Origin of the sequence: Variovorax flavidus (assembly GCF_030317145.1) — a bacterium.
GTDB lineage: Bacteria > Pseudomonadota > Gammaproteobacteria > Burkholderiales > Burkholderiaceae_C > Variovorax > Variovorax flavidus.
The window spans coordinates 543103-557138 of sequence record NZ_JASZYE010000001.1 but is presented as its reverse complement, the minus strand read 5'-3'; the positions used below and the strand labels follow the sequence as shown (position 1 = coordinate 557138).

14 protein-coding genes are annotated in these 14036 nt (G+C 68.7%); 2 read left to right on the top strand and 12 right to left on the bottom strand.

All coding sequences use genetic code 11. The features are described from left to right. Nucleotides 1–24: 24 nt before the first annotated feature. From pqqE to pqqA, 5 genes are all read right to left on the bottom strand, one after another. Complete coding sequence (gene pqqE, locus QTH90_RS02710; protein WP_286662990.1) at nucleotides 25–1164, bottom strand: pyrroloquinoline quinone biosynthesis protein PqqE; 1140 nt, start codon at nucleotides 1162–1164, stop codon at nucleotides 25–27. Next, a complete protein-coding gene (pqqD, locus tag QTH90_RS02705; RefSeq protein ID WP_286662989.1) occupies nucleotides 1164–1439 on the bottom strand; it encodes a pyrroloquinoline quinone biosynthesis peptide chaperone PqqD in 276 nt (91 codons plus the stop codon). Before pqqD ends, pqqE begins: the two co-directional genes overlap by 1 nt. After that, nucleotides 1436–2152: a pyrroloquinoline-quinone synthase PqqC gene (pqqC, locus tag QTH90_RS02700; protein WP_286662988.1), complete on the bottom strand. Its 717-nt coding sequence runs from the start codon at nucleotides 2150–2152 to the stop codon at nucleotides 1436–1438. The genes pqqD and pqqC overlap by 4 nt, the downstream gene beginning before the upstream one ends. Further along, nucleotides 2149–3069, bottom strand: coding sequence for a pyrroloquinoline quinone biosynthesis protein PqqB (pqqB, locus tag QTH90_RS02695; RefSeq protein ID WP_286662987.1), 921 nt, complete (start codon nucleotides 3067–3069; stop codon nucleotides 2149–2151). Before pqqB ends, pqqC begins: the two co-directional genes overlap by 4 nt. Before the next feature lie 90 nt (nucleotides 3070–3159). Next, nucleotides 3160–3234: a pyrroloquinoline quinone precursor peptide PqqA gene (pqqA, locus tag QTH90_RS02690; protein ID WP_286567061.1), complete on the bottom strand. Its 75-nt coding sequence runs from the start codon at nucleotides 3232–3234 to the stop codon at nucleotides 3160–3162. A gap of 199 nt (nucleotides 3235–3433) precedes the next feature. Between pqqA and QTH90_RS02685 the strand changes: the two genes are divergently transcribed. Together QTH90_RS02685 and QTH90_RS02680 are read left to right on the top strand one after the other, a co-directional pair. Beyond that, a complete protein-coding gene (locus QTH90_RS02685; protein WP_286662986.1) occupies nucleotides 3434–4801 on the top strand; it encodes a HAMP domain-containing protein in 1368 nt (455 codons plus the stop codon). Next, nucleotides 4798–5427 (top strand): response regulator, encoded by a 630-nt coding sequence (locus QTH90_RS02680; protein ID WP_286662985.1) that lies wholly within the window; start codon nucleotides 4798–4800, stop codon nucleotides 5425–5427. The genes QTH90_RS02685 and QTH90_RS02680 overlap by 4 nt, the downstream gene beginning before the upstream one ends. Before the next feature lie 127 nt (nucleotides 5428–5554). On the opposite strand, the gene QTH90_RS02675 is transcribed toward QTH90_RS02680, so the two are convergent. The 7 genes from QTH90_RS02675 to QTH90_RS02645 form a co-directional block, all read right to left on the bottom strand. Further along, nucleotides 5555–6244 (bottom strand): HAD family hydrolase, encoded by a 690-nt coding sequence (locus tag QTH90_RS02675; RefSeq protein WP_286662984.1) that lies wholly within the window; start codon nucleotides 6242–6244, stop codon nucleotides 5555–5557. A 1-nt stretch (nucleotide 6245) separates the two neighbouring features. Next, nucleotides 6246–8150, bottom strand: coding sequence for a chorismate-binding protein (locus QTH90_RS02670; protein ID WP_286662983.1), 1905 nt, complete (start codon nucleotides 8148–8150; stop codon nucleotides 6246–6248). Between the two features lie 18 nt (nucleotides 8151–8168). Next, entirely contained in the window at nucleotides 8169–8984 is an 816-nt protein-coding gene (locus QTH90_RS02665; RefSeq protein WP_286662982.1) for a formylmethanofuran dehydrogenase subunit C, read from the bottom strand. Then, entirely contained in the window at nucleotides 8981–9904 is a 924-nt protein-coding gene (fhcD, locus tag QTH90_RS02660; RefSeq protein WP_286662981.1) for a formylmethanofuran--tetrahydromethanopterin N-formyltransferase, read from the bottom strand. The genes QTH90_RS02665 and fhcD overlap by 4 nt, the downstream gene beginning before the upstream one ends. Before the next feature lie 58 nt (nucleotides 9905–9962). Next, nucleotides 9963–11654 carry a formylmethanofuran dehydrogenase subunit A gene (locus tag QTH90_RS02655; protein WP_286662980.1) on the bottom strand — a complete coding sequence of 564 codons (1692 nt, stop codon included), beginning with the start codon at nucleotides 11652–11654 and terminating at the stop codon, nucleotides 9963–9965. Next, entirely contained in the window at nucleotides 11651–12955 is a 1305-nt protein-coding gene (locus QTH90_RS02650; protein WP_286662979.1) for a molybdopterin-binding domain-containing protein, read from the bottom strand. The genes QTH90_RS02655 and QTH90_RS02650 overlap by 4 nt, the downstream gene beginning before the upstream one ends. 364 nt (nucleotides 12956–13319) lie before the next feature. Beyond that, nucleotides 13320–14021, bottom strand: a complete 702-nt coding sequence (locus QTH90_RS02645; RefSeq protein ID WP_286662978.1) for a HisA/HisF-related TIM barrel protein — start codon at nucleotides 14019–14021, stop codon at nucleotides 13320–13322. Between the last annotated feature and the right edge of the window lie 15 nt (nucleotides 14022–14036).

Genomic DNA, 14036 nt, shown 5'->3' with positions numbered 1-14036 from the left:
CGCCATGCCATGGCAAGCCCTCGTTCAGGGGCTGGCGACCACCCCGCTCAGCCGCCGCGAATTCTCCGGCGCGCGAAACACCAGGGGGTGTTCCACCGCACGCTCCGGCGACAGGCTGCCCGCTCGCTCGACGGCCTCTTGCACCAGGTGGTGGTGCGGACTCTTCACGCAGGCCGGGTCGGCGACGGCCGGGTCGTTGGCCAGCATGTAGGCCTGGCAGCGGCACCCGCCCAGGTCCTGCTCGCGGAATTCGCAGCTCACGCACGGCTCCTTCATCCAGCCGGTGCCGCGGTAGCGGTTGAAGCCTTCGGAGTCGAACCAGATCTCGCGCAGGCCCTGTTCGCGAACGTTCGGAAAGCTCAGGCCCGGCAGCATCTTCGCGGTGTGGCAAGGCAAGGCCGTGCCGTCCGGCGTGACGTTGAGGAAGGTGCTGCCCCAGCCGTTGACGCAGCGCTTGGGGGTGCCTTCGTGGTAGTCGGGCGCGACGAAGAAGATCCGCATGCGCTCGCCCATCCGGGCGCGCCAGGCGTCGGTCGTGCGTTCGGCCTGCTGCAGCTGGGCATGCGTGGGCAGCAGGTGGTCGCGATTCAGGAAGGCCCACGAGTAGTACTGCGTGTTCGCGAGTTCCAGGTACTCCGCGCCCAGTTCGGCTGCCATGCCGATGATGCGGTCGATGTGGTCGATGTTCATGCGGTGGATCACCACGTTCATCACCATCGGCCAGCCCTGGTCCTTGATGATCTTCGCGACCCGGCTCTTGAGCTCGAAGGTCCGGGTGTGCGAGAGGAAGTCGTTCATCTCCTTCGTCGAATCCTGGAAGGAGAGTTGCACGTGGTCGAGCCCGGCGGCTTTCAGTGCCGCGGCGCGGGCCGCCGTCAGGCCGACGCCGGAAGTCAGCAGGTTGGTGTAGTAGCCCAGGCGATGGGCTTCGGCCGTGATCGTCTCCAGGTCGTCGCGCACCAGGGGTTCGCCGCCCGACAGGCCGAGCTGCACGGCGCCCAGTTCGCGCCCTTGCCTCAGCACCCTCATCCACTCCTCGGTCGTGAGTTCCTCTTCCTGCCGCGCAAAATCGACCGGGTTGTAGCAGAACACGCAATGCAGCGGGCAGCGGTAGGTCAGCTCCGCCAGCAGCCACAGCGGAGGCCCGGGGGGAGCGTTCTGCATCAGTCCCATGCCAGCCACCGCTGCTTGCCCGCCATCTCGACGAAGGCCAGCACATCCTTGTCCAGCCCCTGGGTCGAAAACGCCTGCTCCAGTTCGCTGACGATGAGCGCCACGCTGCGCTGGCCGTCGCAACGCTTCATGATTTCGCCGCCGCTCTGGTTCAGCTTCACCATGCCCTCCGGGTAGAGCAGCACGTGGCTGTTCTGTGCAGGCTCCCACTGCAGGCGGAAGCCCGTGCCGACGCGCGGGCGGGTGGCGGCATCCAGCGGCGTCATGGACTCACCCCGTACTTCAGCGCCATCGCATCGCTCATGGCCCACAGGATGTCGAGCTTGAGTTGCAGCACCTCCAGCGCCCGTTCCTGCAAGGGCCGGGTCGTGAAATGCGCGAGCGTGATCGACAGCCCCTGCTCCACGTCGCGCCGCGCCTGGCTCACGCGGCTGCGGAAGTACGCCATCCCCTCCGGCTCGATCCAGGGGTAGTGCTCGGGCCAGTTCGCCAGCCGCTGCTTGTGGATCTCGGGCGCAAAGAGTTCGGTCAGCGACGAGCAGACCGCCTCCTGCCATGGCGCGCGCCGTGCGAAGTTCACGTAGGCATCGACCGCGAAGCGCATGGCCGGGGCCACGTGGCGCAGATCGAGCACTTCCTCGCGCGTGAGGCCCACGGCCGTGGCCAGGCGCAGCCACGCTTCGATGCCGCCTTCGTCGCGCACCCCATTCAGCTCGAAGCCGTCATGGTCGAGGATGCGTTGCACCCAGCCGCGCCGGACCTCCTGGTCGGGGCAGTTGGACATCACGGCCGCATCCTTGATCGGGATCGCGATCTGGTAGTAGAAGCGGTTGGCCACCCACCCGCGCACCTGCTCCGGCGTGGCGCGGCCGCTGTTGAGCATGAGGTTGAACGGATGGTGGATGTGATAGCTGCGCCCGCGCTCGCGCAACTTCGCCTCGAACTCATCCCGCGTCCATGCCTGTGTGGTTGAAGTCATACGTCGATCTGCATGTCGTCCTCGCAGACCTCGATGCCGGCGCGTTTCAGGAGCGCGCGCTCATCGGAGTCCTCGTCGAGGATCGGGTTGGTGTTGTTGACATGAATGAGCATGCGCCGCGTGCGCTGCGGCAGCCTGGCCATCCACTCGATCATTCCGTCCGGACCCGACTGCGGCAGGTGGCCGATGTCGCGGGCCGTCTTGGCACCGAGGCCGAGGCGCGGCATCTCGTCATCGGTCCAGAAGGTGCCGTCGACCAGCACGCAGTCGGCGAGCGCCATGGCGTCGAACACCTCGGGCGTGATCTGCCCGAGCCCGGGCGCGTAGAACACTCGCCTGCCGCTGCGGCCGTCGGAGATCAGCATGCCGATGTTGTCGCCCTCCACCGGCCGATCGCGGTGCGGCGAGTAAGGCGCGGCCTTGCTCGACAGCGGCAAGGCACGAAAGCTGAGGTCGGCGACGCCCGGCACGGCAAAGGAAGTGCCGTCGAGCGCGATGCGATGCCGGTCCACGCCGCAGTAATGCCCCAGGACGCGAAGCACGGGATTTCCCTGACTCAGGTCTTCCTCGACCGGGTCGGTACACCACAAGGGCAACGCGCCCTTGCGCTCGCGCAGCATGAAAAGCCCTGTCGCGTGATCGACCTGGCCATCCATCAGCACCACGCCGGCGATGGCCGTATCGCGCAGCGCGCGCGCCGGTTGCAGCGCCGGCTTGCCGCGGATCTGTTCCAGGATGTCGGGGGATGCGTTGAACAGCACGCCGTCCACGCCGCCGTCAGGCCGCACGAAGATCGACGATTGCGTGCGTGCCTTGGCATGGAGCGTGCCCGCGCGCAGGCCCGCGCAGTTGCGGCAATTGCAGTTCCACTGCGGAAAGCCTCCGCCGGCAGCCGAACCCAGGACGGTGATGCGCATCGGCGGGGATGGACGGTGCCCAACCCGGAGCGGACAAGCCGACACGCCGAAGGCAATGCCTCCGGAGTGCCGGACATGCCGCAACCGGCGTCAGCGGGCTGCCACGTACATCGTGATTTCGAAGCCGAGGCGCACGTCAGTCGCGGTCGGGGTTTCCCATTTCATAAAGGTCTCCTTTGAAATGACACGGACACCGTGTGGTGCCGCGGGAATCGTTTGATCCCGTGACGCATGGTCGCGCCTCGCGCCCGATCCGCACAGCCCGCGGATCATGATTGAAGGCTCATGATTTTCATGAATCGAGGCCCGCACCGGGCTCGACGAGCCGCTACCATGGCCCGCGTCCGTTCCAACCCGGCCATCCATGCCCATGAGCCTCCGGCTGAAGATCAACCTCATCGTCGTCTCGCTGACCTTCTTCTTCGCGGCCACCGTGCTGGCGCTGGAGCTGCGCAGCATGCGCGAGTCCGTGCACGAGGAAGTGATGGCGGCCAACCGCGTCGCCGCGCTGCTGCTGCAGGGCACCGCCTTGCGCTACGCGGCGCAAGGCACGCCGGCGATGCTGGCCTTCCTGCAGAGCATCGGACGCATCCGCTCCAACGACCTCACGCTGTTCGATGCGCAGGGAAACGAGCTCTACCGCTCCCCGCCGCCCACCTACAAGGCCGGCCGCGACGCGCCGGATTGGTTCAGCGCCTTGATCACGCCGGCCCCCTCGGTGCAGTTCATCCAGTTCCCCGATGGCAAGCTGGTCGTGCAGGCCAACGCCTCGCGCGCCGAAGTCGATGCCTGGGACTACGTGGTGACACTGGCCGGCGGCGCGCTGGGCTTCCTGCTCGTGGTCAATGCCATGGTGTTCTGGCTGGTCGGGCGCGCCGTGCGACCCTTCGGCCAGATCGTCCAGGCGCTGAACCGGCTGCAGGCCGGGCAGTTCGACGTGGCGCTGCCACCGCTGGCGGGCACCGAGGCCGCGGCCATCGGCGGGGCCTTCAACCGCATGGTCGGCGAGTTGCAGGGGCACATCGAAACGGAACGCCGGGCGGTGCGCGCCGAGATGCAGCTCTCCGACAGCCGCGAACTCGCGCAGTGGATCGACAAGCACGTCGAGGCCGAACGCCGCATGATCGCGCGCGAACTGCATGACGAACTCGGCCAGTCGGTGACGGCGATGCGCAGCATGGCGCTGTCGATCGCCAGCCGTGTGCACTCCTTCGACCCGCAGGCCGAACAGGCGGCGCGCCTGATCGCCGACGAGTCCTCGCGTTTGTACGACGCGATGCACGGCATCATCCCTCGCTTGACCCCTCTGGTGCTGGACAACTTCGGACTGGCCGAGGCACTGAACGACCTAGCCGAGCGCACGCGGCGCACCCATCCCGAGGTGCAGCTTGCGCTCAAGGTCGAACTGGCCGACGCGGTACCCGGCGCCGACGCCTCGCTCGCCCTGTACCGGGCGGCACAGGAAGGACTCACCAATGCGCTGCGCCACGGCAAGGCCCGTCATCTGCAGCTCAGCCTGCAATGCCGCGCCGGCGAATTGACGCTCGAACTCGTCGACGACGGCAGCGGCATGCCGGCCGACGACCCACCGCGCAGCGGCCACTACGGGCTGCGCTGGCTCGCCGAGCGGGTCGAGGCGCTGGGGGGCACCCTGGAGATCGGGCGCGCATCGCCCCACGGCGTGCGCTTGCAGGTGCGCCTGCCCCTGTCGACCGACAAGGAGGCCGCATGATCCGCGTGCTGCTGGTCGACGATCACGCCTTGGTGCGCGTGGGTTTTCGCATGCTGCTGGCCGACGCGCAGGTCGAAGTGGTGGCGGAGGCCGAGAGCGGCGAACAAGCCTGCATCGACTATCCGCGCGTCAGGCCGGACGTCGTGGTGATGGACATCTCGATGCCCGGCATCGGCGGGCTGGAGGCGGTCCGGCGCCTGCTGGCGCAAGACCCGAAGGCGCGCGTGCTGGCCCTGTCGGCTCACGAGGACACCGCCCACCCGAGGCGCGTGCTGCGCGCCGGAGCGCTCGGCTACCTGACCAAGCGCAGCGCACCTGACGCGCTGATCGCCGCGGTCACCGCGGTGGCGCGTGGCGAGCGCTATGTCGATGCCCGCACGGCACAGGCCCTGGCGCTGACGCAACTCGAAGGCGACACCAGCCCTGCCGATGCGCTGAGCGAGCGCGAGTTCTCGGTCTTCATCCAGCTCGCGCGCGGCCAGACCGTGGCGCAGATCGCCGAAACCCTGAACCTGTCGCCGAGCACGGTGGGCACGCACCTGTACCACGTCAAGCAGAAGCTGGGTGCGAGCAACCAGTCGGAGTTGACGCTCGTCGCGCTACGCTGGGGACTCATTCAAGCCTAAGGATGGGCTCGCCCCCAGGCTCGCGCACTTCGTGTCGCTCTCCACCCCCTTCCGGGGGCAATCCCTGTGGCCCGGCGAAGCCGGTTCCACGGGATTCCTGGCGGCCGCAAGGAGCGTAGCGGCGACGTCAGGCAGGGTACAGGATGGGCCATCCTGCTTGCAGCGCGTGGGCGTGCAGTCGCTCATCGGGGCAGACCACGACAGGGTGCGAGACGGCGCTGAGCAAGGGCAGGTCGCCCATGGCGTCGGAGTAGAACCACGACTGCTCGAACTCGGACAGGCTGCGGCCCGATCCTTGGGGCCGCGAAGCCAGCCAGGCATTGACGCGCGTCACCTTGTGCTGCCGATAGCAGGGCTCGCCATCGATCTCTCCGGTGAACGGGGCGCCGGCCAAGCCATCCACGGTCGCGGGGCGCGTGGCCACCAGGTGGTCGATGCCGAACAGGCGCGCGATCGGCTCGGAGATCAGTTCCGTCGTTGCAGTGACGATGGCGCACAGGTCTCCACTCTCCTGATGGCGCTTGACCAGCGCCAGGCTCCATGCCGGCATGCGGGGCGCCATCTCGGCTTCGAAGTCTTGCTGCCATTGCGCCAGCGTCGCTCGCGAATACTGCAGCAGCGGCCGCATGTTGGAGCGGTGCATGGCATGGATGTCGAGCGTGCCCGCGATGTACTCATGGCAGTAGGCCAGGTAGCGCGGCTCGGCTTCGGCCGGCAGGATGCCACGGCCGATCAGGAATTGCGTCCAGGCCATGCCGCTGTCGAAAGGGATCAGCGTCAGGTCCAGATCGAAGAGCGCGAGCTTGCCGGAGACCATGTCACCCGCCGACCTGTGCGGGCACCGCTTGCAGCAGCCGCGCCGGCAGCGTGCCGCGCAGCGCATTGCACACGACGATGGCCTCGGCACGTTGCAGATCGTTCCAGCCGAGGCTGCGCTCGACGGCGCGCCACTCCGGGTCTTCGAGCAGGCAGCCGCGCATCACGCCGGGCAGTGCGCCATCGGCCAGCGGCGGCGTGGCCCATCGGCCGTCGATCTTCAGGAACACCGAGGTGCGGCCGCCTTCGACCAGGCGGCCGCCGGCGGTGAAGAACAGGCTGTCGAATGCGCCATCGCGCTCGGCCGCGCGCACGGCTTCGTCGTACACCTGCCGCACCGTGGTCTTGTGGGCGGACAGCGGGTTGAAATCGGGCAAACGCTCGTCAGCCACCCGCAGCAAAACCGATTCGTCCGCCAAGGGCGCGAGCGGCGCGTGCTGGAGTTGCAGGCTTCCGTCATGGGACAGCGCCAGCCGCACGCGCCAGCGTTTGTCGGGCGTCAAGGTCCGGGCGAGTGCCGACACGGCGTCCAGGGCTGCGGCGCGATCGAAACGGAAGCCCAGCACGCGGCCGCTGTGCGCCAACCGTGCCAGATGGCGATCGAGATGGCGAAGTACCGGCGGGGCGCCCCGCTCCGCCTGCTCCGCGGTCGCGAGCATCGTCTCGAACAATTCGAACCCCGGGTCCAGGCCGGTCAGGAAGCGCGCCTTCAGATGGCTTTCCCTGAACTCGTCACCCGCCTGGCTGTCGGCCACGATGCCGGCGCCGATGCCCAGGCGCGCCGGCCGCAAGCCCCGCATTTCGTGCCCCAGCGTGAGCGTGCGGATCGCGACCGACAGGCAGAAGTCGCCCACCCGCGCCGCGCCCTGCGGCGCATCCATCCAGCCGATGGCCCCGCAGTAGAGCCCGCGGGGCGTGGTTTCCAAGCCGGAGATCAGCTGCATCGTGTGGTGCTTGGGCGCGCCGGTGATCGACCCGCACGGGAACACGGCACGCAACACGTCCGGAAATCCGATCTCGGGCTTCAGACGGGCCTCCACGGTGGAGGTCATCTGGAACAGCGTGTTGTAGGGTTCGATCGCGAACAGCTGCGCCACCTTCACGCTGCCGATCTGCGCGAGGCGCCCCAGGTCATTGCGCAGCAGGTCGACGATCATCACGTTCTCGGCCCGGTTCTTGACGTCGATCGACAGGAGGCGTGCGGTCTCGCTGTCGCCTTCCGCCCCTTCCGCGCGGGAGGCCGTGCCTTTCATGGGCCGTGAGGTAAGCAGGCCATCGTCATGGCGCACGAACAATTCCGGCGAGCAGGACAGGACATGCGTCACCGCGTCCGCCGATCCGCACCGTGCGGGCAAGGCGATCAGCGCGCCGTAGGACACCGGCTGGCGCCCGCGCAGCCGCCGGTACAGCGCCACGGGCGACCCGTAGGCCTGCCCCTGCAGCCGGAAGGTGTAGTTGACCTGGTAGGTCTCGCCGCCCGCGATGGCCTCGTGGATGCGCGCGATGGCCTCGGTGAACGCCGGCTCGTCCACGCTGGGCGCCAGGTCCATGACGCCCGCCGCAGACACCGGCCCCGGTTCGAGGCCCGCGAGCCAATCGCCCGCCTCGGCGGCCGAGAGTCGCGAAAGCTCACGGAACATCAGCACGCGCAGGGCCGATGCATCGTCGTGGCCGAGCCGCTCGTGGCCGGCCTTCAGGAGCTTGGCGCCCCATTCGTAGTCGATGAGCAGGACCGCATGCAGCCCGTCGCGCAGGTCGGCTTCCACCGGTCCCCACATCGCGTCGAGTCCGGCCGGGTCGGTGCAGTGGTGCTCGCGCACGAATCCCCGGTACAGCCGGCTCGTCGGCCGATCGCGGGTTGCTGCGCAGTCGTCGAGCAACGCGAAACTATGGGCGGCCAAGGTCATCAGGGTGCAGTTCGGTTGCTAACGTGCAATGATAATTTCGCCCCTGCCGTCCACTGCCAGATCTCCCAGGTGCCGTTCGATACGCCGGGTGCGCAGCGTCGCGAAAGGTCCGCCATGTCGTGCCAGATCGCGCGCCAGCAGTTGCCAGAACACGTCCGCCGCAGCCAGCGCCGGAACAAAGGTCGCGGCAACCTCCAACGCCGCAGGCCCGGTGGCAAACACCACGCTGCCGCGCCGCATGCCCCACCCCGCGTGCGCTCCGGCGCGCCCGCCGACCGCGATGGTGCCGGCTACCAGGCGCGAAGCCAGGAAATCGCCGGCATCGCCGTGCACGATCGCGCTGCCGCGCCGCATGCGGTCTCCGAATCGCGCGCCGGCATTGCCCTTCACGACAAAGGTACCGCCGCGCATGCCGTCCATGCTGCCCGGCAAGGTGCTGGCCGCGAAATCGTCCACGTCGCCCTGCACGGTGAAGCTGCCGCCTGCCATCTCGCAGGCGGCCAGCAGGCCGGCGCGGCCGTTGACGATCAGCTCGCCCGCGCTCATGCAGCCGCCGGCGTAGTGCCCGACGTCGCCATCGACGCGGATGCGGCCTCCCGCCAACTGCCAGCCCACGCGATCGAAGCGAGCCAGGTCGCCATCGAAGACGAGTGCATCGTCGTCACGCGCTTCCAGTTCGAAGAATTCGGCGAGCGGCACCCATGCATTGCCGTAGCCCACTGGCCGGCGCTCGACCTCGGCAAGTGAGAGATCCGCCAACGACGCCGGTGTCACGCCACGCAAGTCCACCCGAAGCGCAGGCGATGCCTTGAGCGTCAACCGCCAGCCGCTCATGGTCCGCCCTCCCCCAGCAGCTTGCGCAAATGGAAGTGGAACGGACCGAGCTTGCCGCCATAGTTGCCTGCCGAAATGCGCAGCAGCCCGCACGCCGCACCACAGGCGATGCCGGCCTGCATGCCCACGCGCATCGCCGCGCCGACATCGGCTTCGGTCAGGCCGTCGATCACGATCTCCATCACGCAGCGCGTTTGCGGCGTCAGCTCGCTGTGGGCCACCAGGCCGTAGAGGCTGGGACAGAAAGCCTCGTTGGTGGATGCGTTCAGCGCCGCGTACTTGCTGCCCACCTTCGAGCCGGAGCGCACCACCCCGCCGGGAAAAGGCAGGATCACGTTGGGCAGCGCCTTCATGGCGTTGACGGCGGCTTCGGAGACGGCCAGCGCGCTGTCGGTGTCGCTGCACAGCAGCAGCAGGTTGCCGCCGCCCACGCCCTTGACCACCGCCGTGCTCTCCTGCGCGACGAACTCGCCATCCATCACCGGCACGCGCCAGTAGCGGACGCCATCGATGACCTTGGAGATCTGCCAGCCATCGCCGAAGAAGCGCAGGTTTTGCCCCAGCGCGATCGCCTCCCCCTCTGCGATGCCGGCGTAGACCGCGGTCGTCGGGCAGGTCAGCACGCATTGGCCGACACGCCGCTCGACCTGCCTGGCCAGCTCCTTGCCCGACATGGAAAAGATCAGCACGCTCAGGCCGGGGCGTCCATCAGGCGTCTCGTCGGCGCGGAGTTCGCGTTCGATGCCGGCCTCGCACCCGCAGGCGATCACCGAGGTCGCCAGGCCGGTCGCCGACACCGCGGCGTGGCGCGCCCAGGTGGCGTTGTGCGCTGTGATGAGGATGCGCGTGGCCTTCATCGGGAAGGCTTCGGCGAAGCCATCGTCGATCTGCACGCCGTTCCGGATCAACGGGTCGCTCATTGGCGAACCTCCGTGCCGCGCACTGCGGTGCGATCGCCTTCGGGCGGCCGGGCGGCGTTCATGGCACGGTCCTGAAGCACGCCGCCGGCAAGAGCCGCCCGCCGTTGCAGCAGCTGCACAGTTCGTCGTGGCCGATCGCGATGCGGTCGAAGTTCACCGAGCCGTGTGCCGCGAGATGCTTGCGCAAGGTCTTCTCGATGCCGCGGTCGTACTCGGGTTCGACGAAGTGCGTGCCGCCGGTCGGCACGGCGGTGATGCGGCCTCCGCGCGCGACCACCGCGCCATCCTTGAAGACGAACTCGGGCGTCGAGAACATGGCTTCGCGATCGGCCTGCTCGCGGTACACCGCGATGTCCGCCGCGGCCCCCACGCCCAGGTGGCCCCGGTCGCGAAGGCCCAGCAGCCGTGCGGGCGCGGCGCGCGTCATGATGGCGATCTCCCGCAGGCTCAGTTCGCGCGTGATCGAGCGCAGCGCGCAATGGGCAGACACGTCCGGGTGCAGCTTCGCCAGCTGCTCCTCGCGGAAGCTGCGGTCCATCAGCAGCCGGATCAGGTGCGGGTAGCTGGTGAACGGTCCGCCGTTGGGATGGTCGGTGGTCAGCACCACGCGCCAGGGGTCGGTGACGAGCAGGAAGATCTCCAGGCCGATCACCCACTGCAGGGCGTTCACGTAGCTCTGCTCGCGGTACTTGAACGGGACGACACCGCAGCCGGCCTCGCACTCGATGTCGCTGCCGGCCCATTTGCGCGGGCTGGCTAGGCCGGATTGGGCGTGCTGGCGCATCGTGTCGCCCGAGGCCGTGACGGTCTGGCCGAACATGATCTGCCCGACATCGATGCTGATGTTCGGGTTGGCATTGACGGCTTCGGCGAGCTGCAGCGCCGCCGACGAGAACTTCTTCGGCCCTTCGGTGCCATAGGCGTGGAACTGCACGTGCGTGAGGTGCGCCGGCAGTCCTTCCAGCGCCTGGATGGTCTGGAGCGTCGATTCGATGTTGCCGGCCACGCCCAGGTTGCTGCCGTGGATGTGCAACGGGTGCGGCACGCCGAGCTCGCGCAGGGCCCGCGCCAGCGTGTGCACCACCTGGCGCGGCGTCACCTGCCAGTGGACATGGCGCTCGTCGACATCGAGCTTGCGCTGGTTGAACTTGAAGGCCGAGATGCCCGCCGGATTGACCACCTTGACGCCCATCGCCTTGGTGGCATGAATCGTCCAGCCCATGTAGTCGCGCAGGGTCTCGAAGTTGTGGCCGCCCTCGCCGCCCTTGGAAAGCAGTTCGAGAAACAGTTCGTCGTTGCCGAGCATCACGTAGGCGCCGTGGTCGAGGATCGGCGTGTCGCCCATTTCCATGTGCGCGTGGCGGGCGTTGCTCGCCACCATCGCCGGCTCGAAGGCCGCGGTGTAGCCCATCTCCACATAGCGGTAGCCCGTGGCCAGCGTACCGGGCGCACAACCGCCGCAGGACGCCAGTTCGAGCGGATTGGCCGGGAGCGCCATCGGATTGCCGTTGGCGCGATGCAACTCAGGCATCAGCAGGCGCGCCAGGTTGACCTTGCCGCCGCCGATGTGCGTGTGCATGTCGATGCCGCCCGCCATCACCACGCAGCCGCTGGCGTCGATCTCCTCGTCGACCGGGTCGCGGGCATCGAGCGACGCGATACGGCCGTCCTGCACGCAGACATCCCGCACGGTGTCGGCGGGCTGGGTCGGATCGATGACGCGACCGCCGCGAAGGCGCACGGTGCTCATGGGCTGGCCCTTGCACGCAACGCGGACACGCCCTGCGTGATGCGGCCGAGCACGTCGGCCAGTGCCGGCAAGGTGTCGCGATAGACCGGAACCAGCGGCAGCACCGTGCCGCCGTCAGCGCGAAAGAGATGACCGGCCGATCCGATGCCCGGTGTCGACACCGGAATGAACACGCTCCCTACGTGCGCCGCCGAAGACGCCAGGCCGGGGTGCCCCAGCAGGACGAGCGGCACAGGTGAGACCGGCGGCGCGCACATGGGGTCGAAGCTCGAAATCCACAGCAGGCAATCCACGGCCGCATCGGCCAGGAGGCGCGAGGTGTCGAAGCACAGCGGTTCGTGTTCCAGCCCGGCGGGGCCGGCGCGCGTGCGCAAGGGCAAGCCCGACAGCCAGGTGAAGACCTCGTTGACCGTGCCCGCGCCGTTGCCGCCGCCGAGCCACATCGCGCCCGCGCGCGTGGTGGCGTTGAGCGTGCCGACGATCCGATGGATGGCCTCGACGATCAACCCTCCTTGCGCCGGCAACCGGTCCGTCTGGCCGACGATCACCGCGTAGCGTGCCGCGCGCAGGCGATCGGCCAACGCAGAGAGCGGCAAAGGCACGGCGCGTACGGAGCGCCGGGCCAGCAGCGCCGACAGCAACGCCACCGTCGAGAACAGATCGCCGTGGAGAGGGACCACCTCGGTCGTGACGCCACTGTTTCGGGCCAGCGCTGCCAAGCCGGCCGGGTCGTCCGCCTTGCCCCCGAGCAGCACCACATGCCTCTGCGGCACCAAGCCCTCCTCCGCCAACCCGCAGCGCGCAAAGAACTCGGCGGCTTCGCCGGTGGGCAATTCGTTCAGGCAGACGATGAGGTCGGCGCGGGTGCGCACCTCGGCCAGCGTGGTCGTGAAGCCGCCCCGATCCTGCAGTGATCGCACCGACTGCATCAGCACCGCTCCGCCGGCGGGATCGCAGATCGCGCCCGTTTCGCAGGCCAGGCGGTACACCGCGCGGGCGCCCGCCACGTCGGTGCCCAGGCCACCGAACAGCGGCTGACGGCTCACGGCAAGGATGCGGGCAGCCGCAGCGATCGCCCCGGCCAGATCGGCCGGATGCCCGTCGACCAACGGCGTCGCAGCCGAAGGCGTGGCCGGGAACCGTGCGAGCCCGCTGCGCGCGCTGGCGCACTCGCCATCGGCCAGTTCCAACGATGTGCCGGACGCGCTGGCCCGGACGCTCAGGTCGTCGCAAAGCAACACGCAAAAGGGACAGGTCCAGCGAGCGGGACCGCTTTCCGCCGCCAGCAAGGATTCGGTCATCGCCCTGCTTCACGCAAGCGATGTGCCACTGCCCGCGATGCAAGCGCTCGCGATGCGCAACCGGACAGCGCCCAGAAGCCGGCCAGAAGCCGGCCAGAAGCCGGCCAGAAGTGAAACACTGTGTGGCGCTTCCTGTTGCAGTTCTGGCCCGAACGCACCCCCCGTTTCCCACCACGCCACCCCCCATGAGCCACCACCCCGTCCAATTCCAGAAATACCGCGGAACCGGCTCTGCCGGTCCGCCGGTATTGCCCCCGGCAGGGGGTAGGCGGCTACACGAAGTGAGCAAGCCTGGGGGCGAGCAACCCCTTGGCACGAAACGTGATGCGGGTTAACCCATGATGCGAACCACCTTCGGCCCTGGTCAGCCGCGCACCCGGGGCAGCCCGCCGTCGTGCAACGCGCTGGCCACCAGCCAGGCCCTGGCACCCGCTTCGCCCGCGGCTTCCAGGTCACTCTGGTTACGGATGCCTCCGGCGCCGACGAAGAAGGTCGAAGGCGATTGGCGGCGCACCTCGGCCAAGGTCTCCAGGTCGGGGCCGGCACCTGCGCCGACGCGTTCGAGCGTCATGACGATCACGCGCCCCGGCCAGAGGGCGGGCGCATTCCAGCAGCCCGCGGCGTCCAGGTGCTGGCCGTCGCGGCGGTCCAGCGACAGCACGCCTTCGTCGTTCCCGCCGAAACAGCGCTCGAGTTCTTCGCGCGACGCCAGCGACTCGCTGCCGAAGACCGGAACGACCTGCGAGCCGGCGTCGCCGAGTTCCAGCCTGAGCGCATCGGCCGCGCCTGCGTTTGCAAAGCCGGCGTCGAGCCACAGTTCCAGCCCGGGCATGGCCTGCAGCAGCGTGCGCAAGACCGCCGTCTGGCTGGGGCGCCCGAGCAAGGCATCGAGATCGGCCACGTACAACTGCCGCGTGGCGCAGTGCTCGCAGAGGATCTTCGCCACCGTCACCGGGTCGCTGCCATGGCACAGCCGCGACTCGATGGGCCGGTAGGCCTGGCGGTTGCCGCGCACGGCGCGCACCACCTGGCCCTGCATGAGGTCGATGACGGGAATGAGGTTCATGTCGAGCGAACGAGG